This is a genomic window from Mucilaginibacter sp. KACC 22773 (genome assembly GCF_028736215.1).
Taxonomy (GTDB): Bacteria; Bacteroidota; Bacteroidia; order Sphingobacteriales; family Sphingobacteriaceae; genus Mucilaginibacter.
This window is the reverse complement of the sequence record NZ_CP117883.1, coordinates 2,285,024-2,308,755: the sequence shown is the minus strand read 5'-3', so window position 1 is coordinate 2,308,755 and position 23,732 is coordinate 2,285,024. Positions and strand designations below refer to the sequence as shown.

Sequence of the window (23,732 nt, the reverse complement as noted above, 5' to 3'; positions counted from 1 at the left end):
GTTCGTTGTAAAATAAAAAACCTTTACTGCTGCGCACCCTTGCTTATTTTATTGTTCACAATCCGCGTATTGCCGTCAATATCTGTCGTCCCGTTGATATCGGCTGAAATTACCTGGCCCGAATTTTTTGCAGGGGATGATGACTGTATATGCAAATCAGGCAGCGAAGTACTCTGTAATAACGGGTTGGCGCCATTTATTGAACTGGCATCGCTGCCGGTGGCGGTCTTCCACGCATTAAAATCGGTATATGGTGTACCGTTGGTACTATTCCAGATCCATTGCGGCGTGCCTGTGGTATAGTACAAATTGTTATCAATTATATTATTGCTCCCAGTTGAAGTATACTTGTGGATAAATACATCAACCGGCCTTGCATACACAATATTGTTTTTTATTACGTTGTTGTCGCAATGCTCCGTGAGCCTTATCTCGCCTTCAATCTCACCAAATGCACCCACAACACGATCATTTTGATACAGCGTATTGTTTACTACATAGCAGTCTTTAGTTCCGCCGGATGTATAGTTTAAATAATCGCCCATGTATATGCCTGTACGATAGCAGTTGTATACAAAGTTGTTTCGCACAATGGTGGTTTTGGTGGCATATACATTGCTTTCGCTTACCAACCCTATCCCGCGATCGCTGTTATATACTTTATTACGCTCTATAATGGTGTTAGCGCCGCCGCAAACGTAAATTGATATGGCGCCATACCGGTCGGGTCCCCAAATTTCCGGCGTTCTGATCATGGAGTTATCGTGAAACTCATTATCGCTTATTACCCCGTTACGGGCGTAATTGGTAGCAACTGCCCCATTTTTATTAAGGTTATCGCCACCCGCAATAATTATCCCTATGTTTTCAGTATCGTATACTTTATTATGGCTAAAAACAAAGCCGTCTATATTACCTGCCAACGTTACGTTTTCGCTTGTACCGGTTTGTGTATCATGTACGGTACACCCGGTAATAACCAGGTTGGTAATAGCCGCAGTTCCGTTACCTATTACCAGTATAGCATGGGCGCTTCGCCAATCGGCTAATGACGCGTTGCTTTTTATGTTATAGATATTGCAGTTTTTGATGGTGATGTCGCGCGAATCGCCGTTAATGGCTATCCCCTCCGGATCAGTATTAAAAGTTGCACTTGTAAAATTGCAGATATCGAAACCCTCCAATGATATATACTTTACATTGCTTAGGGTAATTAATGACATCCAGCCCGAAACTATTATTTTGCTTCCGTCTATTACAGGTTTTTCTCCGGGATACGCCTTTACCGTAATTACCTTATTCATTATTCCCGATTTGGGAAACACCACTTTATCGTAATAAGTGCCTCCCCTAACCAAAACTGTATCACCAGGCACGGCACGGCTTAATGCAGTATTGATAGTTTGAAAAGGCGAACTAATTGTGCCTGGATTAGCGTCGGAACCATTAGCTGATACGTAATAAACGTGAGTACTGCTCAGGGGTACTACATTGTTGCCGGCAGTTTTTTTACTGCAAGCCAGCGTTTGTACAGCCAAAACAAATACTAACAAAATATTGATATAAAATTTCATTGCGATTTTTTAATTAAGAAATGTATGCTGCTTTTCGCTTCCTGATAAATAAAGCTGTAAAGTATAGCCCCTGCAGCAGTTAGGTGTCTGCTACGGGGCACTATACAAACCAAACAATCATAAACTACTACTCAAATGACTTTCCGAATAATAAAAGGAGTGCTTGTCGGAAACAGATGATCAATGATTTACAGCATTGATTCGGGAAACTATTCAGCGTGCTGATTGCATTATTCTGAAACTATTTTCCTTATTCTGTTATTATTTTTATCCAGCACATACACTGTTCCGTTTTTGTCGACAGCGACACCTGTTGGCGCACTAAAAAGTGCAAAGCCTCCAATTGCATCGGTATAACCTGCTGTGCTGCTTCCGGCAAAGGTGCTTACATCAAACGTACCTGCCTGTATATAGCGGATACTTTGGTCCGGATGGCTGATATCGCCATAAACGGTCCCGTTACCTGCCACATATACATTGTTATTATTATCAACAGCAATGCCCCATGGCAACGAAAACTTTGATACTGCCGGTCCTCCGTTCACATACCCGGCACTCCCCTGCTGCCCGGCAATGATACTGCCTTGCCAGGTGCCGGCGGTGTATTTTTTAATAACGTGGTCTCCGTTCATTGATACGTATAGATTACCGGTTTTATCAAATTTGATACCTGCGGGATAATTGAGGCCTGATATAACTTCTTTAGCAGTCCATTGAGCCGATACCTGGTAAATGTTTCCCGGGCTGGAGCAGCTTGAATAATAAACATAGCCGGTAGTTTTATCAACAGCCACACTCCAGGGCGATTGGTTTCCCCAGGCCCAGGTAGTAGCTGTACCGTCGGGAGATATTTTACGGATGTCCCAATTCCCGGGATCGACAGAATATACGTTGCCCTGGGCGTCAACAGCCACATCATAAGGCAAAGAAAAAGTTGCGGCTGTGCCTTTTCCATCAGAATAACCAGAAACTCCCGGATTACCGGCCAGCGTCGTAACGTTTCCGCCGGTATCAATTTTCCGGATACAGTGATTTCCAGGATCGGCAACATACACATTCAGGTTATCGTCAACAGCTACGCCACAACTCCTGTACCAGCCCTGACCATTAAAATCAAACTGGGCATCCGCTCCCTGGCCATTGGCAAAACCGGCTTTACCCGACCCGGCCAGGGTAGTTACAGTCCTGGTGTATTGATAAGTAAAGTTAGTTGTGCTTGTAGCGGTTCCTTTACCTATAGTTACAACAATAGGTCCGCTACCGGCTTTTTTGGGTACTACTACCATCATTTGTGTGGTATTGGCGCCAATAATCTTCAGCTTTACACCATTCAGGGTAACAGCAATTTGCGAAGTGTCTGTTGAAAAATTACTGCCGTTAATCAATACTTCGGTGCCGCCGCCGCCCTGCGCCGGGATAAAGCTATTGATGCTAATTGGCGAATTGGCATTATGCGCGGGAGCTTTGTCTTTTTTACAACTTATGAAAGCCAGCATTATAAAAACCCCGCCGGCAAGTAAGTATTGATTTATACTTTTTGCCATTATGTTTATGAATGTTTTCATTTGAATAATTACTCTTTAATTATTTATTTTTTTACACATCTTTTATTGCCTTTTAGGCAAATAAAAACACACATCTACCAACCGGGATTTTGCACTAATGCCCTATCGCGGTCTAACTGGTACTGGGAAATTGGGAACAGGTACATTTTATTGTTCCATACTCTTTTTTGGAAAAGCGTTTTGTTATAAAAAGCTCCAAACGAAAATCCCTGGCCCTGATCGTCGGTATTTACATTTAATCCATAAATGGTTTGGTTTTCGTCGGCACCCAATGATAGCCTTCTTATCAAGGTATAGTATCTGTCGCTTTCAAAGCACAACTCTACCTGCCTTTCCCTCAAAATGTATTTGCGCATCAAATCTTTGTTTCCTATAGCACCTGGGTAAACAGTTTCTATACCGGGCAAGCCAGCCCTGCTCCTGATCTGGTCAAGGTAAATCACAATATTTTGATTAGCCGGATCGTACTCATTTAAAGCCTCAACATAATCCAGCAAAATTTCGGCATACCTTATCAATATAAAAGGGCGGTAATTGGCAGTCCACTGCCTTATATTATCGGCAGGGCTTACATTTTTCAACACGTCATACCCGGTGATATTATTACTGGCACCACTTGCCTTTGCACCCGCCTTGCCATTATAATAAAACTCGGCACGGCCTGTTCCATCAATATTTTCAGTTGAGGAATAATAGTTTTTATCATCAACAGTTGGTGCAGGTAATACCGGGCGGCCGTTATATTGAATGTAAGCGTAAAACCGTGGTTCACGGTTGGCGTACATATTCCACTGCCCCTTCTTGTGTTCCCAGTACTTTGCGCCATTACTTTGCACAAAATTGCTTGCAACATACCCAGACTGTGGGTCGTCAATGGTTCTGCCATTATTCATGTAAAATGCATCCACAATGTTTTGGGTAGCATTATACATGCTATAACCTCCGGCTCCCGGTGTTACGCATTTTGTATATCCCGCGTAATTCCATGAATTTCTCGAAAATATAATTTCGCTGTTCCAGTTGGTAATGAATAGATCCCTTACCGACAGGTAAGGATCAAACACGGTTCCGCCATTGTCAAGATTGGTAAACAATTTATAGGAGCCAAGGTCAATTACGGCTTTGGCGGCATCCGCAGCTACTTTCCATTTATTAGCGTCGTATGCTGTTGGTGCCAGCTGCTTACCATCCTGGTTTTTAAAAGAAGCAAAGGCCGAATTACCATTCCATAACGGACTGGCTGCCAGCAAAGCAATTTGTGCTTTTACCGCAAGGCAGCTGCCTTTTGTTGGCCGGCCATAGTTACTTGTTGTGCCCCATTCGGCAGGTAAGCCCGCCGCGGCCTGGTCCATCAATTGGTTAACATAATCCTTACATTCATCAAAAGATGATCTTGGGTATTTATTGAAGTCATCATTTAAGCTTATTGCCTCAGTTACTTTTACAACCGGTCCGTATTGTTTTATCAGCTGCCAGTAAAACCAACCGCGTAAAAAACGGGACTCTGCTTTATATTGATTTTTTAACGTTACGCTTAACTGGCTCAGCGGGACCCTGTCAATATTAGCTTCAAAAATAAATGACGACCGTATTCCCCTGTAATAGTTATCCCAGTTGTCAAAATAAGCATTTACCGGACTCCAGTTGCCCGCAACCATCTGCCGTACATTTGTACCCGGGATAGATACAGATGATTCATCACTTGCTCCCATGGCACTAAAATCGCCCCCATCAGTCTCAACAATATATCCATATATATTGTACAGGTATGATTCGGCATTGGCCCGGGTGCTCCAAATCAGATCAGATGTCAGCAGGTTATCGGGTTTTTTATTAAGATAATTACAGGACGATAAACTGGCACTCAGGACCAATACCCCAACCGCCATAATTAGTATATTTTTTTTCATTGGAAAAACTTTAAATACTTTTAAAATTGATTTAAATCCATTATTTCTAAAACGCAGCCCTTAATCCAAAAGCAAGTATTCTTACCGGTGGATAGCCCGCGCCATTAGAGCCGAGTTCGGGGTCCCAAAGTTTAAATTTGGAGAATGTTAACAGGTTTTGGCCTGTTAAATAAAGGTAAATCGAGTTAACACCCGCATTTGTAAGAAACTGTGGACTAAGCGTATAACCTAATGTTGCCTGTTTTAAACGGACAAAACTCGCATCTTTAGACCACCAGGTACTTGGCTGATAGTTGTTACTATTTTGGTTGGAAATACCTAATCGTGGATAATCTACATTTTGACTGGGGTTTTCAACTGTCCACCTGCTTTCAAGATTAGCAAGCATACCTGATGGATATGTACCCATACCCGTAAACGGCACAATACCCGCACCACCGGCACCTGCGCCGGTTATGGCCGAACCATTGGCCATTATAATTACATTGGAGGTTCCCTGGAAGAAGAGCGAGAGATCGAACTTTTTATAACCAACCGTAAAGCCGGCGCCGTATAATATAGTAGGTATATCAGATTTACCGGTGTATACCTTATCAAAGCTATTTATTACACCATCGTTATTTACGTCTTTATATTTAATATCGCCAGGCCTTAAAATTGCTCCAAACTGACCCGGGCTTTTATCAACATCTTCCTGGGATGTAAACAACCCTTCGGCAACGTACATCAAATTATCGCCATACTTGCGCCCTGTTGACTGCTGATAAGCGTACAGCTGTTTAGGTTCGTCTTTTTGTACAATTTTATTATTGTTATAAGTAAAGTTACCATACAGACGAAGGGATACTTTACCTATATTGTCGTTATATTCAACGTTGCCTTCAATACCATGGTTGTTCATTTCGCCCAAATTGGCAAATACGGCCCCGCTTACACCCAATATTCCCGACAGTGAACTGCGTTGAACAAGGATATTGGTCCTTCTTTCTTTATAAGCGTCAATTGTAATGTTCAGTTTGTTAAACAGCCCTATTTCTAACCCGATATTGTCTTTGGTTGCCTTTTCCCATGTCAGGTTCTCTACCCCAATTACGGTTTCGGTAGTGCCGCCATATACAGTTCCGTTTAATCCTAAACCCACCGATCCGCCGCTGCCATATTGATTGATGTAGGGGAACCTGGTGATGCCATAGGCAGAGCCAATCTGATCGTTACCCACAAGGCCATGTGAGCCTCTTATTTTAAGTAAATTAAATGTCTTTGAAAGCCCCTTAAAAAAAGGCTCTCTTGAAATTACCCAGCCGCCTGAAACGGAGGGGAAAAAGCCGAATTTTTTACCTGCTTCAAAATTTTCTGAACCTGTATAACCGGCATCAAACTCCAGCAAATATCTGTCGGCGTATGCATAAGTTACCCTGCCCGCCAGGCCCTGATTATTATAAGGAATAGAGCCAATAACGCTCCCGGCCGAACTAACCACCCGCGACCTCATGTTATATAAAAACAATGCGCCGACATGGTGTTTACCAAAAGCCTGGTCGTAATTTAAATTTGTTTCCAGGTACATGGTTTTTTCGGCAGATGACGATTGTGTATACCCCAAAAACTGGCTTCCGTACCGCGATTGGCCAAATACCAGATTACCCTGCGGATCTCTTGATGTGGCTAAAAAAAGGTCATTGGTGCCGGTCCGGCCATTATCATTTTCGCTATAAGAATCGAACGAAAACCTGGCCATAGCGCTTAAACCGTCTGTAACGGCATCCAATTTTTGGTTAATAGAAAAAACAGACTGGATGGTAGGACGAAACTCGCTGGAATAGCCTGAGTTTTGAATATCATTTACCGGGTTTGAACCTCCGTTGTTAAACGGACCTGCCCATATGCCCCCCGGATATTGTATCGGGAATGCATTAGGCGGTGTTAAATACGATTCATACCAGATACTTGATGCCGATAAGCCGGGATAACGGCTGCTCACCAGCATCGCATCCAGGTTCATCGACAATAAGGTGGTTTTACTTAAATCAATATCAAGATTTGATCGGAAATCGTACCTTTTAAAGTTAAGATTGGGGTTGTAGCCATTTTGCTTGGTAACTTTATAACTCCCGTCCTGATCATAAAAAGAAGCAGAAACATAATACCTTACAGCTGATGCACCACCGCTCACATTCAGGTTGGTATTATAGCCTGGGGCCCAATCCTTATAAACAGATTTTATCCAGTTAACATTAGGGTACAGGTATGGGTCTAAGCCGCTTGCTGTTTTTTGAATAGTTTCTTCAGAATAGGCAGGCAGGTTACCGTCATTTGTAGTTGCCTCGTTGTGCAGCCTCATCCATGATACAGCGTCCAGCATTTTTGGCGTTTTAGTGAGGCCAGACATGCTCATTTCGCTTTTTAAGGAAATTTTAGGCTTACCTGCAACACCTCTTTTGGTAGTAATAATCAAAACGCCGTTGGCACCTTTGGCACCATAAACAGCCGTTGACGAAGCATCTTTTAACAAAGAAATACTTTGAATATCCTCAGGATCGATGTTGTTATAAGCTCCTCCATAGGTGCTGTTTACATCATCGCGCTGCACACCATCTATAATAATAAGCGGGTTTGAATTACCTGTAAAAGTACCTATACCCCGGATGGTAAATGATGCGTTATCGTAACCGGGTTCCCCGCTTCTCTGCATAGATATAACCCCGGCAACTTTGCCCGCCAACGCGTTAGATAGTGAGCGGTTTGGGGTAGTCACATCGGCAACGCTCACTGTTGTTACAGCCCCTGTTATGGTCAGCTTTTTTTGTTTACCATAACCTACAACCACAACTTCATTTATGCCCTTGGTATCGTCAAGTAATTGAACAGTAAGGGATGATGTTGCCCCGGTAACCGTAATTTCTTTGGTTATAAAACCGGCAAATGAAATAACAAGTACGTTATTAACATCAGCTTCGATGGTAAACCGGCCCTCGCTATTAGTTACTACGCCTTTGCCGGTACCCTTAATGCGCACGCTTGCACCTGGCAAAGTAAGCCCCTTTGAATCGGTAACAACACCCGAAACTTTTATAACGGGTGTTGACTGAGACGGCGTTTCAGAAGGTTTAGGTTTAACAATAATTGTTTGCTCGCTTATACTATAAACAAACGGCTGACCTTTAAATGTCAGTTTTAATACTTCCTCTAATTCGGTATTCAGAACACTAATACTTACAGGGTTAGCCTGCTTAATCAATTTTGAATTATAGAAAAAATCATATCCGCATTGTTCCCTGATTTCTTTAAGAACTTTTTCTAATGGGGCGTTTTTTTCTGATAATGTAATTTTTTGCGCGTAACCTGAAGCACTTGCCTGAAGTATGGTTGCTACCAACAGTATGATGGATAGTTTCATAATCAACAAAGCTTTATTTTTTATACAGGGGACCCTGCATAAACTTATTTCATAACATTTCATACATTTGAACTTGTTTGGGTTTAAGGTGTAATTGGACTACGAATTTAGTTTCATGGTAAGCCCTAACTTTTTAGTCGGGAGTGTTCGAGCACTTCCGGCTTATTTTTAGGTTACCTTAAGGTGGGGTAATTATCACGGCATAATGATAACTCTCCTTCCTTCAATTTTAGTTTTAATATTTCCTGTCTGTTCAATAATTTTCAAAGCCTGGGCTAAGTCCCTTGATCGGGAAACCATCCCCCCAAATCTCAAATTATCTACGTTTGCGGCGTATTCTACATCAACATTATACCAGCGTGCAAACTTGCTCATAATGCTTTTCAGGTCTTCATCAACAAAAAGGAAATAACCGTTTTTCCAGGCCACAACCTCTTCTGTATTTACCTGTTGCACAGATAATGAGCTATTTGAGTAATTGATATTAGATTGCTCGCCCGGTTTCAGCAATTTTGATTGGTTTGATTTGGTGGATAATACCTTAACAGAACCTTCTAATAAGGTAGTTTTAACCGAAGTGTCATCGATGTACGAACTGATGTTAAAATGCGTACCTAAAACTTCAACCACCTGGTTGTTACTCACAACCCTGAATGGTTTTTTAGCGTTTTTAGCAACTTCAAAATAAGCCTCACCCGCCAATTCAACGCTACGGATGTTACCATTAAAATTTGTTGGGTACCTTAGTGAAGAACCTGCATTTAGCCAAACTTTTGAACCATCCGGTAAATCAACCTGGTACTGCCCGCCCTTTGGCGTTTCGATGGTGTTGTAGGCTATTGGGCCAGATGTGGCTGAATTGGATGATGTATTTTCGACAGTGTAAACCAATTGGCCGTTAGCCGCTTTGGCTACTTTTACGCCGGATTGTTTGGCCAATTCGCCGGTGGCGGCATCATCTAAAATAATTTTCGAACCGTTAGCTAAAGTTAATAAGGCTTTATTGCCTCCGGGGGCAATAGTGTTTTTAATTGGCTGTGTTTTGTTTTTAGTTGATAAAAAAGAATTGTCATTTTTTAAATAAAAGAACAATGAAGCGGAAACACCCAGTAACAAGGTTACGGATGCTGCTATAAACCACCTCCTCATAAAAAAAACCTTTTTTGATGAGGATTCGCGCGCTTTTATCTCTGATAATACTTTACTGTAAAGCTCAACCCTGGCTGTATTTTCATCACCCATTTCAAGCTCATCCCATTTCAACTCATTTTTTTGGAGTGTGCTGTAATAGCTTAACAATAGTTCTTCCTCTTCGGCCGTTGCCTGGTTCGAAAGGTATTTATTTATTAAGTTCAGCAGTATTTCTTTTTCCATTTGGCGTTAATTATATGTAAGTACCCTAACACAGCAGGTACCCCCAAAGAAATTTCAAATATTTCTATATCATTAACAAATCATGAAGTTTTGGGAATTTATTAAGGGAGAATGTTAAGAAAAGAGTCTGGACAAAATCTGCAAAAAAGGATCAAAACCACCGTATGCATAACATAACGGCGGCTATGCAAACAAAATCGCCCAGTGTTTTACGTAAACGGCCCAAGGCTACAGTTAGTTGATTTTCAACCGTTTTTGGCGCTATCCCAAGCCGTTCGGCAATTTGTTTGGTTGATAAATGCTCCTTACGGCTCATGATAAATATTTGCCGGCACTTTTCGGGCAATTCGGCAACGCCCTGATCCAGCAAGCGGTTAATATCTTTTTCAGACAGGAGATCCTCGCCGCCGTTATTGCTAAAAAGTTCTTCGAGGTGATTAAAAAGATCTGCTCTTACCTTACCGGAGCGGATAACATTAAACACCTGGTACCTGACAGATGTATATAAATATGCGTTTAAAGAGTTAAGCTGAAGGCTGGCCCGTTTTAACCACAGGTTTACCAATACCTCCTGTGTAACATCCTCAGATACCTGCCTGTCCCTGAGAATATTGTATGCCGATAAGTAGAGTTTTGACCAATATTTATTATAGATGCGTTCAAATGCCGTAAGATCATTCTCCCGGATCAAGGCTATAAGCCGCTCATCTGTCAATATATGGGTCTCAACGCAATTCATTCCGCATGTGAAATTTTAAATTTGGCAACTTTAAGAAAGTGTTTTTATCGTTTTAAATATTAAAATAGTACCTTTTTGTATTGGCACCGAAACCAGCATTTTGTTTAACTCCTCATCAAAAAGTTGTAGAAAAAATTCAAAAAAAATCATTTTTAAACTAAAAACTTACAAGTTATTTAAACTCCTTTGCGCAACATCCAAAACTTCATCCGCACGCTTGCCCTTCAGCTCACCGATGTCAAAACCGCTCAATAGTTTTTTAAGCTGATGTAGTTTGTCTTGTTGGTTGCCCTTTGTAAACTCCCCTTTCAGCACATTAATTTTTTCGTAATCCTGGATGCCTTCAATCAACCGTTCAAAGCGGATAGACGACCGCAGGCCCGGGTAAACCAAATAAGCATCCCCCGATGACCATGACCCAAACCGCGTGTCGCGCAAAGCATCCTTCGTCCAGCAATTGTAGGCCCACCTCAGGTACCCGTCATATCCCTTATAGGCTGCATACCATGCCAGCCAAACAGATTCGGCGGGTGCAGAAAAGGTAAATGTATTGGGATGCCCCTCTGTACAGCAGGTATAGTAAGTAGTGTTAAGCCCCGCCTTTTTACGTGCAAGCATGGTTGGCTCATCTATTACCTGGTTTGAGGCCACACTGTAATCTGCTAAATCGTTCTCAATTTCGGGATGGTAGTTACCGGCCAGCGAAATTTTAAAATTCTTATCGGCGCTTTTGATTAACGCTATCGCCTTTTGCATATCGGCCATCGATCTTTCGTCCATAGCGATGGTGGTTTTGCCAAACCACCCTTTTTGTTTAAGGTGCCTGGCAAAATCGGCAAGCATGGGGCGCCAGTGGGTATCATATTCCGGCGTACCGGGTTTGGCTATAATGGCGGTGTCTTTCCCCAGCGCATCGTCATGATAATAGAATTTTAAATTCCAGGGGATCATGCTATAACAGTTGATAAACTTATCAATCCCCAATGCCATCATAAAACTTACCCATTTATCAAAAACCGTATAGTCATATGTCCACGAGCCATTTTTGTTCAGGGTCCATTTGATCATCGATCCATAGATATCGTAGGTTTGGCTGTTCCAGGGATCGTGGATAAGTGTGGTAGTGATTGATTTTTGGCCGGCATCAGCCAGCATTTTCATATAAGGGCGCATAGCATCGAAATGCTGCTTAGACCAGGGTTTTACACCGTACACGCGCGAAACCGAATAGGGATTTTGCCAAAGGTCAAGGTGGAATTTCCAGTTCTTTGGTTCGGGCAGCGTATGGTTAAGTACTTGTATGGCATAATGCAAAATCGCGGGATACTTGCTTTTTCCTTCTTTAACTTTCACGTAGCCGCTATAAGTACCTTCAACCGCATTGCCCGGAACTTTAATGCTCAGCCAAACAGGCCGGGTAGTATTTTTAGCAGCCGGCAGGTATTTTACGTTATCAATTACATCCTCAACCAATGACGAATCATGACCGGCTTTGATACCGCAGCCCCCGCCCTCCTCATTCAGGCCATCGGCCATCACGTAACGTACAAAGTTGGCACTGATATTTTTTACCGGAATTTGATGCCCCTTACCATCATCAAGCTTGCTCCATTCAAAACTCAGCTGTTGCAAGTTACGGGTAACCCACACCAGGAATTGGGTATGCACTTTTTCGCCTTTCCATGCTTTGGCCTGCCAGTGGGTTTGCAAGGGCGATATAGCAGGCGCATCACGTTTATCGTAACGGATATCAGCCGAAGCAAAACTTACATAAACACCCGGTTTCAACACGTTCCAGCTTTGTTGCTGAACCGGTTTAGCGTCCGGGAGTTCCTGGTAGTACCCGCCGGTTTTTGATTGCGCCGAAACAAGGGCGCTATATAACAGCAGCAGTACAGTAATTTTCAGTTTCATGCTTACGTTGTTTTTGCTTTGAAGTGGCTAAATATCCCTGTTGCTTCCCGAATTTAATTTTACCAAAAAATTCAGGCAGGTGAAAGTCAGGATCGGCTGATTTAATATTGTTCCAGGTCAAAAAATGGGGGTCGGGCAGGTCATCGCCGCATTTGTAAAAATTGGCCCTGCATTGCCACCCGTCTACTGATTCAAGCGAATGGTAATAAAATGCTTCCAGCGGGATCATCAGGGTAAGTTCCCAGGCTATATTGCCTTCGCCCTGGTTGTTCACCACTTTTAATTGTGCATGGTGCCTTATCATCCTGATAACGGGTTCCGGTAATAATTTGCGATTTTCCCGGTTTGCCCCAAAACCCACCAAACAAGTGCCAGCACAGTTAAACTCAAAATTGTAATATTCCTTTTCGTCGCCAAAGGCCACAAAAAATTCTACGCAGCTATCTTTATAAACGGGCTGGTTAGGTTGGCTGTAAACCGCCCTCACCGTTTTTTCGGTTACGTAATACTTTATAAAAATGCAGTCGCTTCCATAAGCTATCGTGAAATTAACATCAGGCTTATATCCGTAACGCGGCCACGGAACCATTCCAATAGTGTTAGTTTGATAGCTATCTAACAAAAAAGATAAGTGGGCTATAGGGCTACTTCTGCTTACATCCCTCAAAAATGGTACGGCGAGTTCTTTCATTTAGTTTCGGATGCTAATTGTCTGGATGTTTCTGCTACGTTTTGAATTACCTGGTCTAAAAGGTCATATCTTTCTTCCAGCTTTCTGAGCAATTGAAACTGTGCCCTGGTGCGCTGCAAATTATGGCCGGCAAAATGCGTTTTGTAATAAACATCGCCCGCTATATAATCCGTCAGGAAACGCACTCCCTGCATGTAAGGGATTAACAAAACCCCCATCGAAAGCGATTTAACTTCCGTACCTGTTAAAAAACCGCCGGCACTTTCAAAATATCCTTGCGCGTAAGCTGTAAACAACGGAATGCTAAGGTCGATTTTGGTAAGGTCTTCCTCATCTTCGGATGCGGTATTGATAATGGTGCGGATAGCATCGCCAAAATCATACGCTACATAGCCTGGCATCACGGTATCCAAATCTATTACACACTGCCCGTGGTCATTTGCATCAAGCAATATGTTATTAAATTTGGTGTCGTTGTGTATAATACGCAGGGGCAATTTGCCTTCTTTTCCTAAATTGATAATCGTAACCATCTCCTGCGACCTTTCCATCACAAATGTAAGTTCGGGCAACACATCTTTAACCCTGTTTTCCGGGTCGGCCAATACTATTTTATTTAAACTATCAAGCCGCATGGTAATGTCATGAAAACCTTTTATAGTTTCATAAATTAACCCGGCATCCAAATCTGCCAGCAGTAACTGGAATTTACCAAATGCCTTGCCCCCTTCATAGGCTTGCTGTTCGGTTAATACCAGGTCGTAACTTTTGGTATCTTTCAAAAAACAATACATTCTCCAGTAATTTCCTTCCGCGTCGCAAAAAAAGCACTGCCCGTCTTTTGCCAAAACAACTGTAAGCACCTCCTTATCGGGGTTTGACCCTGCTACAAGGGCCAGCTTTTTTTTGAGGTGACCGGTTACCAGCTGAACATTTGCCATCAGGGCAGGCACGTTTTCAAATACATGATGATTGATACGCTGAAGCAGGTAGCCGGGCAATGCAACGTTGGTATTCTTCAAATAAAAGGTATCGTTAATGTGCCCAGATCCATGCGGAACAATAGTTTCGATATTTCCCTCGATGCAAAAATTAGATGCTATTTCAAAAATGTTATAAGCCTTTTTTTCTTCGTTGTTCATTTTAAATTAATCTTCAAATCCTATATCGCGTAAACGCGCTATAGCTTCATTTTTATTAAACCCGGCCTGGTAAAACAACCGGGATGTGTTTGTTTGTGCCTGCTAAACGTTGTTGAAATTTACAACTATGGCATCGGGAGCACCGCAGCCAAATGAGAACAGGGAATAAAAATTGCGTACAACAACTATCGGCAGATAGCCGCGACATGCGTAAAATAAATGACTTTACAGGCAGTAGTATGCGCACACATTAAACTACTAAAGTATAGCCACATACAAATATAAAAATATTTGCGTGTTCGCACACATCTTTGTTAATTTTATTTAAAATAATTTCACAGCTTAAAACAACATGATAAATGATCCGGGAGATGTGCGGGATGTTGGCTTTAGGATTGGAAGTTAAATTTGGCCGATTAATGTTTTCATACTTCTAATGAAGCGCATATCCACGCATGATTGCGGGTATAAAGAAGGGTGGTCCTGGAAAAAATGGGGATGACGTGTTGGCTTTAGATGCCCACAACCTATAATACGAGCGATAGCGCGGCAATCGCAAGGATGCAAAGCGGATCTGGACAGTTCGCGATTGCTTTGTGCCTATCCATGAGCTGTTTGGTTTTACATAAACATTCACTTAAACGCAGACCACGACTCACCCCGGCTACGCTGCGCTGGCCGACCCTCTCTCCGGCTAAAGCCGCAAAGAGGGTGAAGTTCGATTTTGGTTTTATTGCCCCCGTATGCGACGCAGTCGGAGGGGCAGACGGGCGCAGCCTCGTCGGGGTGAGTCGACTCGCCGACATGCGATATACGTCATTCTTCCTTCAGAATTTCGCAAAATTTTACCACTCAGGATGACAGAAAAATCACATCAGATTCTTAAATATTCAGATAAACAGTATCCTCATCATCTACATAATAATTCATATTTTCTTTCGTCACTATGTCCAGCGGAAGATATTTGATGATGGGGACTTCCTTTTTAAATACAAGATGGTCGGTTAGCTGGTAAATGCCCCAGTAACCCTGGCCCTTTGGGTTTTGGTTAATTAAAAAACTGATTGCTCCTTTATTTAAAAAATGCAAATTGGCGGGCATCAAATCATATCCTATTATTTTGATATGCTTTATATGGCGTTGCTCCAAATGCCTTGCAATTTCATGCGCCTTAGATGTTGTTACAAAAATACTGGCAATATCGGGCGTGCTATCAATAACGTCATCCAACTGCGTTATAAACAACGCCGGGTTCGACCGGTTTAACTCAATCCTTAAAATTTTATACTGGTGCTCCAGGTTATTTTGGGCAAAGTAATTACGGAAGCCCTGTTCTTTTTTCAAAAGGTGGGCGGCGTTGCTTATCTCTTCGTCAATATGGGCAATCAGGATTGAACAGGGATCGGGCTGGCCGTATTGAATGAGTTTACCAGCCAAAAAACCGCTTTGGTATGAGTCCTGGCCAATATAACTTATGGGCTCGCACTCGGCAATTTGGGTATTAAACAATACAAATGGTATTTCGGCCGCTTTCCATTTCTCAAAAAACGGCAGGGTTTCCCGGTAAAATATCGGAGACAGAATGATACCATCCGGATTATCTTTGGTTAGCTGATTGGCTTGGGTAATAAATGACTCTACATCGTACGGATTAAAAATATATTGCTGAACAACGATGCCATATTGTTTCAGGTCTTTCTCGGCCTTTTCAATTCCGGCCTTTGGGGCGTACCAATAGGAATCGGTTTTATGATCGGGTATTAAGGCAGCAATCTGGTATATTTTATTGGAACCCAAGGCCCTTGCCATCAAATTGGGCTCATAATCCATCTCTTCGATGATCTTTAATACCTTTTCCTCCACTTTTTTTGATACCCGCCCCCGCTTGTGTAATACGCGGTCAACTGTACCTGTAGAAACTTTCGCTTTTTCGGCAATATCTTTAATGCGTACAATTTTATTCTTCATATTGGCCTTTTGTATAAAAAAGATAGCAAAGGTAATTTAATATAGTTTTATCACATTATCCTGTTATAATTTTGCCGGGGAGATGTGTTGGACGTTTTATACCTCAGCATGACGGTCTTTTATTTTTGTATGTCATTCCACCTTCGTTGTTTCGCGAAATTTTACCACTATCTATGACATATCCCATTTCCCTGTCATCCTGAGGTACGAAGGATCTGTCAGCTGTGCATGACCGATAGAAAAGTTGGCGAATAGATGCTTCGTTCCTCAGCATAACAGTCTTTTATTTTTGTATGTCATTCCCCCCCTCAGAACTTTGCAAATTTTTACAGCTCAGCATAACAGCCTTTTTTATTTAAGGTAAGAAACCAAAGCAACTGCCAGTTTTTGATACCCCACCTCGTTAGGATGCAGGCCATCGCCAAAAAGGGACTCATCAATATTCCCGGCATTATTAAGAAATATCTTTCCCGGGTTAATAAAACGCACACCGGTTTGCGCGGCCAACTTAACAACAGCTTTATTAAGCGCCCCTACCCTTTTTTCCAGCGCCCTTCGTGGCAACAGGCCTGATAAAAGAATTTGGGTTTGGGGCTGACGTACTTTTACAGCCTGTACCAATAATCTTAATCCTTCAATTATCTCCTGGTCGTTGTTAATTGAAAGGTTATTGGTGCCTATCATAATCATCACCTTATTGGCTTTAAAACCATCTAATTCCCCGTGATATACTCTCCATAACACATTTTCTACCTGGTCCCAGCCAAAGCCAAAGTTTATTACACCTAATGGCTGCAGGTATTTGTCCCATGATGCGGCCCCCCTTGCCAAAGGCGCCTTTGGCGTTCCGCCCCAGTAATTCAGGATGGAATTACCGAGGAATACAATTTTCGGCGCATCGGTTTTAACAAGCGTTAATATCTCATTATGCCTGTTTCGCCAATCGTAATAGCCATCCCGGCTCTGCACAACCGGCGCGGTTGTTGAATATGGGCCCACCGGCTCATTAATAATTGCCCGGATGGTTTTTTCATAAGCATCGGCATATTTTTGCATCCCGGCATCATTAGGGTGCACACCATCAACCGTTGAATTAATATCAAAAGCAATTTCCTTATTGGTTAACAAATAAATGTTTTTTGCTCCGGCGGCAACCAGCCTGGAGTAAGTTTGGTTGAGCACTTTATTTACCCGGTTATAATCGGTATTTCTGCCCGTATCCAACAGGCCATCTACATTACCCTCGCTATGCTCCACAAGCAGTATAGGCGTTAGCGGATGCTTCTCTTGCAAGCCTTGTATCGATGCCGATAAACGTGTTTCAATCTCCCGATCTGGAAAGCTGATTAAATTGGGCATGCAATCAAGCACATAAATTTTTGCGTCCACCTCGGCCATCAGGTCGATCACTGATTTTTCGAGCCGGCCCGACCCGGAAAAACCGAGATTTATGAGCGGGCGGTCAAGGGCGCGCTGTAATAGGGCGGTCCATGCCAAACCTGGCCTTGATGCACAGGCTCCCTGGGCAATGGATGTACCATATACCAGCACCGGCTTTTCTTTAGATAAAGGCATAAAATTAAATGTATTGCCGACCGGCACACCTACCTGAAGCCAGGATACTGAATTGTATAGCGGCAAAAAAAGCCTGTACTCATAGCTTCTGCCCGGAAAGGTTTTGCTTACCTGTATGTTTGAAAAGCGATAAGTGATGGTGTCTTTAAAAGTAAAACTACCGGGGGCCAGGCACCATTTCCCATTAGGGTCCAGCGCATACAGGTCAACGCCGCTTACCCCGGTGGCCGGCATGTGCGACATGGCCAAATCACCCTTTACTTTATAACGGATAACCAGGTTTGGCGCATCTGTTTTAAACTTGATATACAAACCCGCACTACTGTGCGATATGTTCCACACATTGGGGTTAAGGCTTTTTTCGGCACGTGCCGGGAACCTGTCGTAGGCATTTGCAGTTTCTGCCGGCCATGCCTGGCCCTCAATAACCGGGAAGCCGGCGGTAGCAGGGTCGAGCCATTTATAGCTTGCCGTGGTTTGGCAAAAGGATGCTGTATTGAAAAAGCAAAAGATCAATAAGGTTACTATACGGTTCATTTCAGGTTGTTTAAAGGTACTCGTGGGTATAAAACAAGTCGTATTCAGGGGCTATCCGGCGGCTGTATTTACAGGCAGACTCGAGTGTATGCGCACACACATCCAAACTTTCCATAACGCCTGCAACTATGTCAATTTGCATAAACACAAAGTTAAAAACTGACTTATTGCAGCGCAGGTGTGGCGTTTAATACCAATACTTCAAATGGTTGAAGCGTAACGGTAAACATCCCTCCTTTAAATAAAGGATTTATTGCCTGGTTGCTGTTTAGCCTGGCGTTATAAAAAAGATAACTGTATTTACTATTTAAAGGCAATTCAAAAACTTTACCCGTGTTAACCTCAAATGTTTTTGCTTTATCTGAAGGGTTTCTTAAAGTAAGAATAGCTTTTTTGGGCGACCAGGCCGCAAATCCGTAAACATCGCCCCTGGCCGGGTCGCCGCCTACCCAATGTGTATCGGGCATGATGCCGGCATTTTCCCGCGACCATTTTATCGCTTTGGCAAGGCAATCCCAGTTAGCAGTATTTAATTTATGCGGATTAATATACAACTCCTGTAAACTTGTTCCCGACCCAAAAAACGACCAGATCTCGTCGGCAATATCTTTATCGTTCATATCAAATTTGGCAGGTGGGCCATTATCGGCAATACAAACGCCATGATACATTAAAGCGCTTATAGGATATAGCGGCGCACGCTGTACAATATTTTTATATACTTCGCCATCGCGATAATTAAGCCATTGCTGCCTGGTATCCCCCTGCCCCTGTGTATTGGTATCCCAGCCGTTTCGCCAAATTACATCGCCATATTTAAGCCAAAAGGGCGACGGCCATGTACCTATGGTCATGCTGAAATAAAGATCTGACTTTACTTTACGGAGCGATGATACCAGGTTTAGGAGCGATTCCATATCCGTTTGATATTCAGGCGTAGCGCCTGTTGATTGGTCTCCCGCCCCTACACCATCGAATTTAAACATCGAGACACCATATTTGGTAACAAAATTAGCGGCCGCATCTTTAAACCTGCCGGAATAAACGGCGCCCGAAAGTGAGAACCCATGCGAATTGGTTTCAAACGGAGGGTTTTGTTTCCTGCCATATTCCAACCTTTGCTCTTTTGCCTGCTCGTATCCGCCCCATGGCGACATCCAAACTCCCAGCGATGCATTGTATTTATTGGCCATCGTTTTCATATTATCAAAACCTGCCGGAAAATTCGTTTTACTGATTTGCCATAACGTTTGATTATCGTCCCAGCCATCATCAAATAAAAACGCGTTTAGGTTAAGGTGGCGCTTTACTGTAAGGCTATCGCCAAAGGTTTTAATACGATCAAGGCAACCTGCTTCGGTCAGTTTACGATCGGCCCATGAAATATCATACCAGGAGTTATAATGAAGCATCTGCCTGTATGGAACAACCCGCTCCCGTTCCAGATAATACAAAAATCCCCGGCGAAGCTGGCCTTGCGGTGCAACGCCCCAAACGGTAGAACCTGTTAAATCCAGGGCTGGCTCCTGGCGTTCAATATAGCTGCTAAACCAGCTGTTATCGGCCTTGTATTTACTTATAGGGCTTTCAGATGCAAAAAAGTAATTACCACATACTATCGGCGAGCCATCAACAACACCCGATGGCTTAATACCCGCTTCCGCCGGAAATTTTATTAGTTTCAATTTAGCTACCCTTAATGAATCTTTGAGGCTGTGAAAATTAAAGGCTTGCCTGATATAATTGGAGTTATCTTTTAAAATAGCTTCCCACATTACGCGGATACCATATTTTACGTTCAAAAGTTCGGCAAAAACCGCTGCCCCGTTTTCCTTTTCTGAAAGTTTAACCGCTTTGGGATTGCCTTTCGTCAGCATGATTTTTGGAGGGGCGCTCAATTGAAAATCGGCAGAATTAATTACTGTACCATCCTTAAGTTCCAGCTCAAACATGGGCGAGCCCTTTAAGGTAATCTGCTTATTATTTTGCGCGACAAATTCGTTTATCGCAACGGACTTTTTATCGGCTATCCATTTTACAGATAAGCAGTTGTTTTTTAAAGTTAATATCCCCTTATTGGAAGATACCAGCGCTTTGCCCGGCTTTATACCCGAAAGAAAAATATCCTGGCCCCTGGCAGCGCCTGCTGAGCCGATACAAATTAAAAGCAATAGTTTTTTTAGCATATTTGATAATTTACAGGGAAAAACACAAAAAATATTTTGCGTGTGCGCACACAAATATAGATTTTAATTATTCTATTAAAAACAGGCTGCAGAATATTGCCCCCTTTGAATCACGAAAAAAACGGGAGATTATCTATTAATGGTCAAAACAATCGTTTGCGCTATTTTTGGGGTATGGATGGTGTGTAAATAAATTATTCCCCCCCCTCTGTTAATACATGGCGAATTGTTGTTAAAAAAGATGGAATCTCGAACCATCTGCCAACAACAGGTTTAAGTTTGCCGAATATGGGTGATCTGCGGGTTATTTTGCAAAATTATTTCGCCCCTATTGCAAAAACCAATTACAATAAATAAATTTATAGTGCCTGCAATAAGGCAGGCATGCACAAAACCTGATAACTTATCACAATGGAAGAAACAGCAACCATAACTCAGAATACGTTTGACCAAATGTATCAATATGCGTGCAACCTGTTTATGGCAGGCCAAAACGTATTTGAAGTAAAAGCCGCATTGCTTGAACGCGGCTTAGATACCGAAAATGCCGAATACATTGTTAATATGCTTCAACAACAGATTGTAGACGCAAAAAAAGATAAAGCAAAAAAAGATATGCTTTACGGCGCCTTATGGTGCGGCGGTGGCCTGATACTGACACTCGCCCATATTGGCTTTATATTTTGGGGCGCGATAGTTTTTGGCGCGATACAATTTTTCAGAGGAGTGGCCAATTTAAACTAAACACTGCCGTTTAGTTTACCGACATAATCCCCACTTTTACCGACAACTTACACCACTTTGCAAACTTTGAGTTTCGGCGGCGGCTGTGTTACTTACCTTTGTTCGACGATTAAATCAAAGGATATGAACATTTTATCAGGAACCATGAGCCAAAACGCCAACGATAGCTTTGATACTTCAACCATTTTTGGCGAGATAAAAAGAACCATAATTTCGAAAGATTTTAAAGGAGGAAGTGTCAAGAATGTATTTGGCAGCACCGAACTGGATTTTACCCAGGCCGACATTTCAGGCACTGCCTTCGTAGATATATCGCAGGCATTTGGCCAGGTAACCATCGTAATCCCCTCCAACTGGCAAATTGAAGCCGATATAACCCATTTTGCCTCTCAGTTGGAAGACAACCGGAGCTACCTAACCAGGAAACAAAAGTCTGATAAAGTTTTGGTGCTCAAAGGCCTCTCGTTTTTCGCCGCTGTTGAAATTGTGAACGATATGGAGGATTGATGATCAATATTGAGGTTAAATACACAGGATAATACAAAGGCGCGGAACGTTGACTTTCATTTGCCCGGCTAATGTTTCCACTCAACCAGTTTCTCATTCGGCGTGTATTCAAAAATTCTCCTTTTTAGGGTATCCACATAAATCCAGCCAACTCAAGGTGAGTAGGAATAATTGTAACAATTATTCTACCTACAGGCAGTTTCTGCCAATGCCTCCCTCCTTTTACCTAAATTAGGTTCATGAAACACATTAACCTGAATTTCGGCCTTCATATTTGGCATAAGGCAAGGCCATTTGCAGTGGTCGCTTTACTTTATAGTGGTGCTGCCAGCGCGCAATCTGCCAATCCTGTTATCAACAACATCGTGACCGAAGAAACCGGCAACTCGCAATTGGAAAACCTGGCCCACCAGCTTTTTGACGGCATAGGCCCGCGCCTGGTTGGTACGCCGCAAATGAAACAGGCCAATGATTGGGCCGTAGCCAAATACAAAAGCTGGGACATACAGGCCCATAACGAAAAATGGGGCGAGTGGCGCGGCTGGGAGCGCGGTGTTTCGCATATAGATATGGTATCTCCGCGGGTAAAATCATTAGAAGGCACCCAACTGGCCTGGAGCCCCGGCATGGGCAAAAAAACGGTAACTGCCGAACTCATCATCCTGCCCGACCTGGCCGATTCAGTCGCTTTTCAGCAGTGGCTGCCCAACGTAAAGGGTAAATTTGTGCTGATATCCATGTGCCAGCCAACCGGCCGACCCGATTATAACTGGACGGAATTTGCCACCAAAGATTCATTCGACAGGATGAAAGCCGCCCGTACCGCCCAAACCGACGCCTGGAGAAAGCGCATCAGCAAAACCGGTTTTACCAACAAAACACTGCCGGTTGCACTTGAAAATGCCGGCGCGGCAGGTATTATCACCAATAATTGGTCGGCAGGTTTTGGGGTTGATAAAATTTTTGGCGCGTATACCAAAATAGTCCCCACGGTTGATATCGCGTTAGAAGATTACGGAATGCTTTACCGCCTTACCGAATCGGGCACCAGCCCTAAAATCAGCATCCACTGCGAATCAAAAGAACTGGGCGTAGTACCTACATTTAACACCATTGCCGAAATTAAGGGTACAGAAAAACCTGACGAATATGTAATGCTAAGCGCGCATTTTGATTCATGGGACGGCGGCACAGGCGCTACCGACAACGGTACTGGTACGCTTACGATGATGGAGGCTATGCGCCTGCTCAAAAAATATTACCCCCATCCAAAACGCACCATTTTAGTGGGCCATTGGGGCAGCGAGGAAGAAGGGTTGAATGGTTCGCGCGCATTTGTAGAAGACCATCCCGAAATAGTTAAAAACCTGCAGGCCTTGTTTAACCAGGATAACGGCACAGGTCGTGTGGTTAATATCGGCGGCCAAGGTTTTGTTGAATCAAAAGATTATTTAACCAGGTGGCTTGCGGCCGTACCAGATACGATAAAAAACAGGATAAAAACCAACTTCCCCGGGCAGCCCGGCGGTGGCGGTTCTGATTTTGCTTCGTTTGTAGCAGTAGGCGCTCCAGGTTTTTCGTTAAGCTCGCTCAACTGGTCGTACGGGTCATATACCTGGCATACCAACCGGGACACCTACGACAAGGTAGTATTTGATGACCTGAAGAATAACGCCATGCTGGCCGCTATAATGGCTTACATGGCCAGCGAAGACCCGGTAAAAACAACCAATACCAAAACCGAAGGCATCAAATGGCCGGCACAAACCAAAGCCACGCGAAGGGGCGGATTGGATAAGTAATTGGTTAAAACAAGCACCATATACCGGGCAACGGCAAGGGTTTTAACATTGTACATTTATCAACACATTATATTAAAAGCTTCCGGTTTGGGCCGGGAGCTTTTTTG

16 protein-coding genes are annotated in these 23,732 nt (G+C 43.0%); 3 read left to right on the top strand and 13 right to left on the bottom strand.

What is annotated here, in order from left to right:
- Positions 1-23: 23 nt before the first annotated feature.
- The 13 genes from PQ469_RS09905 to PQ469_RS09845 all read right to left on the bottom strand — a co-directional run bounded on the left by PQ469_RS09905 (position 24) and on the right by PQ469_RS09845 (position 20,572).
- Positions 24-1,574 (bottom strand): right-handed parallel beta-helix repeat-containing protein, encoded by a 1,551-nt coding sequence (locus tag PQ469_RS09905; protein ID WP_274212815.1) that lies wholly within the window; start codon positions 1,572-1,574, stop codon positions 24-26.
- A 230-nt stretch (positions 1,575-1,804) separates the two neighbouring features.
- Positions 1,805-3,118: an IPT/TIG domain-containing protein gene (locus PQ469_RS09900; protein WP_274212813.1), complete on the bottom strand. Its 1,314-nt coding sequence runs from the start codon at positions 3,116-3,118 to the stop codon at positions 1,805-1,807.
- Between the two features lie 95 nt (positions 3,119-3,213).
- Positions 3,214-5,049 carry a RagB/SusD family nutrient uptake outer membrane protein gene (locus PQ469_RS09895; protein ID WP_274212812.1) on the bottom strand — a complete coding sequence of 612 codons (1,836 nt, stop codon included), beginning with the start codon at positions 5,047-5,049 and terminating at the stop codon, positions 3,214-3,216.
- 46 nt (positions 5,050-5,095) lie between these two features.
- Positions 5,096-8,446, bottom strand: a complete 3,351-nt coding sequence (locus PQ469_RS09890; protein WP_274212811.1) for a TonB-dependent receptor — start codon at positions 8,444-8,446, stop codon at positions 5,096-5,098.
- A 195-nt stretch (positions 8,447-8,641) separates the two neighbouring features.
- Positions 8,642-9,820, bottom strand: coding sequence for a FecR family protein (locus PQ469_RS09885; protein ID WP_274212810.1), 1,179 nt, complete (start codon positions 9,818-9,820; stop codon positions 8,642-8,644).
- A 151-nt stretch (positions 9,821-9,971) separates the two neighbouring features.
- Complete coding sequence (locus PQ469_RS09880) at positions 9,972-10,559, bottom strand: RNA polymerase sigma-70 factor (RefSeq protein ID WP_090651906.1); 588 nt, start codon at positions 10,557-10,559, stop codon at positions 9,972-9,974.
- A gap of 165 nt (positions 10,560-10,724) precedes the next feature.
- Complete coding sequence (locus tag PQ469_RS09875; protein WP_274212809.1) at positions 10,725-12,473, bottom strand: DUF4091 domain-containing protein; 1,749 nt, start codon at positions 12,471-12,473, stop codon at positions 10,725-10,727.
- Positions 12,436-13,164 carry a carbohydrate-binding family 9-like protein gene (locus PQ469_RS09870; RefSeq protein ID WP_274212808.1) on the bottom strand — a complete coding sequence of 243 codons (729 nt, stop codon included), beginning with the start codon at positions 13,162-13,164 and terminating at the stop codon, positions 12,436-12,438. The genes PQ469_RS09875 and PQ469_RS09870 overlap by 38 nt, the downstream gene beginning before the upstream one ends.
- The gene (locus PQ469_RS09865) at positions 13,161-14,306 is read right to left on the bottom strand and encodes a phosphotransferase enzyme family protein (RefSeq protein WP_274212807.1); all 1,146 of its coding nucleotides are present in this window, start codon (positions 14,304-14,306) and stop codon (positions 13,161-13,163) included. Before PQ469_RS09865 ends, PQ469_RS09870 begins: the two co-directional genes overlap by 4 nt.
- 882 nt (positions 14,307-15,188) lie before the next feature.
- The gene (locus PQ469_RS09860) at positions 15,189-16,274 is read right to left on the bottom strand and encodes a substrate-binding domain-containing protein (RefSeq protein ID WP_274212806.1); all 1,086 of its coding nucleotides are present in this window, start codon (positions 16,272-16,274) and stop codon (positions 15,189-15,191) included.
- Positions 16,275-16,625: 351 nt separating this feature from the next.
- Positions 16,626-18,386: an SGNH/GDSL hydrolase family protein gene (locus tag PQ469_RS09855; RefSeq protein ID WP_274212805.1), complete on the bottom strand. Its 1,761-nt coding sequence runs from the start codon at positions 18,384-18,386 to the stop codon at positions 16,626-16,628.
- A gap of 10 nt (positions 18,387-18,396) precedes the next feature.
- Positions 18,397-18,528 carry a hypothetical protein gene (locus PQ469_RS09850; RefSeq protein ID WP_274212804.1) on the bottom strand — a complete coding sequence of 44 codons (132 nt, stop codon included), beginning with the start codon at positions 18,526-18,528 and terminating at the stop codon, positions 18,397-18,399.
- 22 nt (positions 18,529-18,550) lie between these two features.
- Positions 18,551-20,572, bottom strand: coding sequence for a hypothetical protein (locus tag PQ469_RS09845; protein ID WP_274212803.1), 2,022 nt, complete (start codon positions 20,570-20,572; stop codon positions 18,551-18,553).
- 411 nt (positions 20,573-20,983) lie between these two features.
- Between PQ469_RS09845 and PQ469_RS09840 the strand changes: the two genes are divergently transcribed.
- The 3 genes from PQ469_RS09840 (at position 20,984) to PQ469_RS09830 (ending at position 23,625) form a co-directional block, all read left to right on the top strand.
- Positions 20,984-21,316, top strand: a complete 333-nt coding sequence (locus PQ469_RS09840) for a hypothetical protein (RefSeq protein WP_274212802.1) — start codon at positions 20,984-20,986, stop codon at positions 21,314-21,316.
- A 123-nt stretch (positions 21,317-21,439) separates the two neighbouring features.
- On the top strand, positions 21,440-21,823 hold the full coding sequence (locus PQ469_RS09835; RefSeq protein ID WP_274212801.1) for a LiaF domain-containing protein: 384 nt from the start codon (positions 21,440-21,442) through the stop codon (positions 21,821-21,823).
- A gap of 239 nt (positions 21,824-22,062) precedes the next feature.
- Positions 22,063-23,625: a M20/M25/M40 family metallo-hydrolase gene (locus PQ469_RS09830; RefSeq protein WP_274212800.1), complete on the top strand. Its 1,563-nt coding sequence runs from the start codon at positions 22,063-22,065 to the stop codon at positions 23,623-23,625.
- The last annotated feature ends 107 nt before the right edge of the window (positions 23,626-23,732 follow it).

What these genes read in the sequence shown, in the direction of transcription:
- PQ469_RS09865 (WP_274212807.1), bottom strand. Translation starts at nt 14,306, where the DNA reads ATGAACAACGAAGAAAAAAAGGCTTATAACATTTTTGAAATAGCATCT.
- PQ469_RS09860 (WP_274212806.1), bottom strand. Translation starts at nt 16,274, where the DNA reads ATGAAGAATAAAATTGTACGCATTAAAGATATTGCCGAAAAAGCGAAA.
- PQ469_RS09870 (WP_274212808.1), bottom strand. Translation starts at nt 13,164, where the DNA reads ATGAAAGAACTCGCCGTACCATTTTTGAGGGATGTAAGCAGAAGTAGC.
- PQ469_RS09845 (WP_274212803.1), bottom strand. Translation starts at nt 20,572, where the DNA reads ATGCTAAAAAAACTATTGCTTTTAATTTGTATCGGCTCAGCAGGCGCT.
- PQ469_RS09855 (WP_274212805.1), bottom strand. Translation starts at nt 18,386, where the DNA reads ATGAACCGTATAGTAACCTTATTGATCTTTTGCTTTTTCAATACAGCA.
- PQ469_RS09880 (WP_090651906.1), bottom strand. Translation starts at nt 10,559, where the DNA reads ATGAATTGCGTTGAGACCCATATATTGACAGATGAGCGGCTTATAGCC.
- PQ469_RS09875 (WP_274212809.1), bottom strand. Translation starts at nt 12,473, where the DNA reads ATGAAACTGAAAATTACTGTACTGCTGCTGTTATATAGCGCCCTTGTT.
- PQ469_RS09885 (WP_274212810.1), bottom strand. Translation starts at nt 9,820, where the DNA reads ATGGAAAAAGAAATACTGCTGAACTTAATAAATAAATACCTTTCGAAC.
- PQ469_RS09840 (WP_274212802.1), top strand. Translation starts at nt 20,984, where the DNA reads ATGGAAGAAACAGCAACCATAACTCAGAATACGTTTGACCAAATGTAT.
- PQ469_RS09835 (WP_274212801.1), top strand. Translation starts at nt 21,440, where the DNA reads ATGAACATTTTATCAGGAACCATGAGCCAAAACGCCAACGATAGCTTT.
- PQ469_RS09890 (WP_274212811.1), bottom strand. Translation starts at nt 8,446, where the DNA reads ATGAAACTATCCATCATACTGTTGGTAGCAACCATACTTCAGGCAAGT.
- PQ469_RS09895 (WP_274212812.1), bottom strand. Translation starts at nt 5,049, where the DNA reads ATGAAAAAAAATATACTAATTATGGCGGTTGGGGTATTGGTCCTGAGT.
- PQ469_RS09830 (WP_274212800.1), top strand. Translation starts at nt 22,063, where the DNA reads ATGAAACACATTAACCTGAATTTCGGCCTTCATATTTGGCATAAGGCA.
- PQ469_RS09900 (WP_274212813.1), bottom strand. Translation starts at nt 3,118, where the DNA reads ATGGCAAAAAGTATAAATCAATACTTACTTGCCGGCGGGGTTTTTATA.
- PQ469_RS09905 (WP_274212815.1), bottom strand. Translation starts at nt 1,574, where the DNA reads ATGAAATTTTATATCAATATTTTGTTAGTATTTGTTTTGGCTGTACAA.
- PQ469_RS09850 (WP_274212804.1), bottom strand. Translation starts at nt 18,528, where the DNA reads ATGCAAATTGACATAGTTGCAGGCGTTATGGAAAGTTTGGATGTGTGT.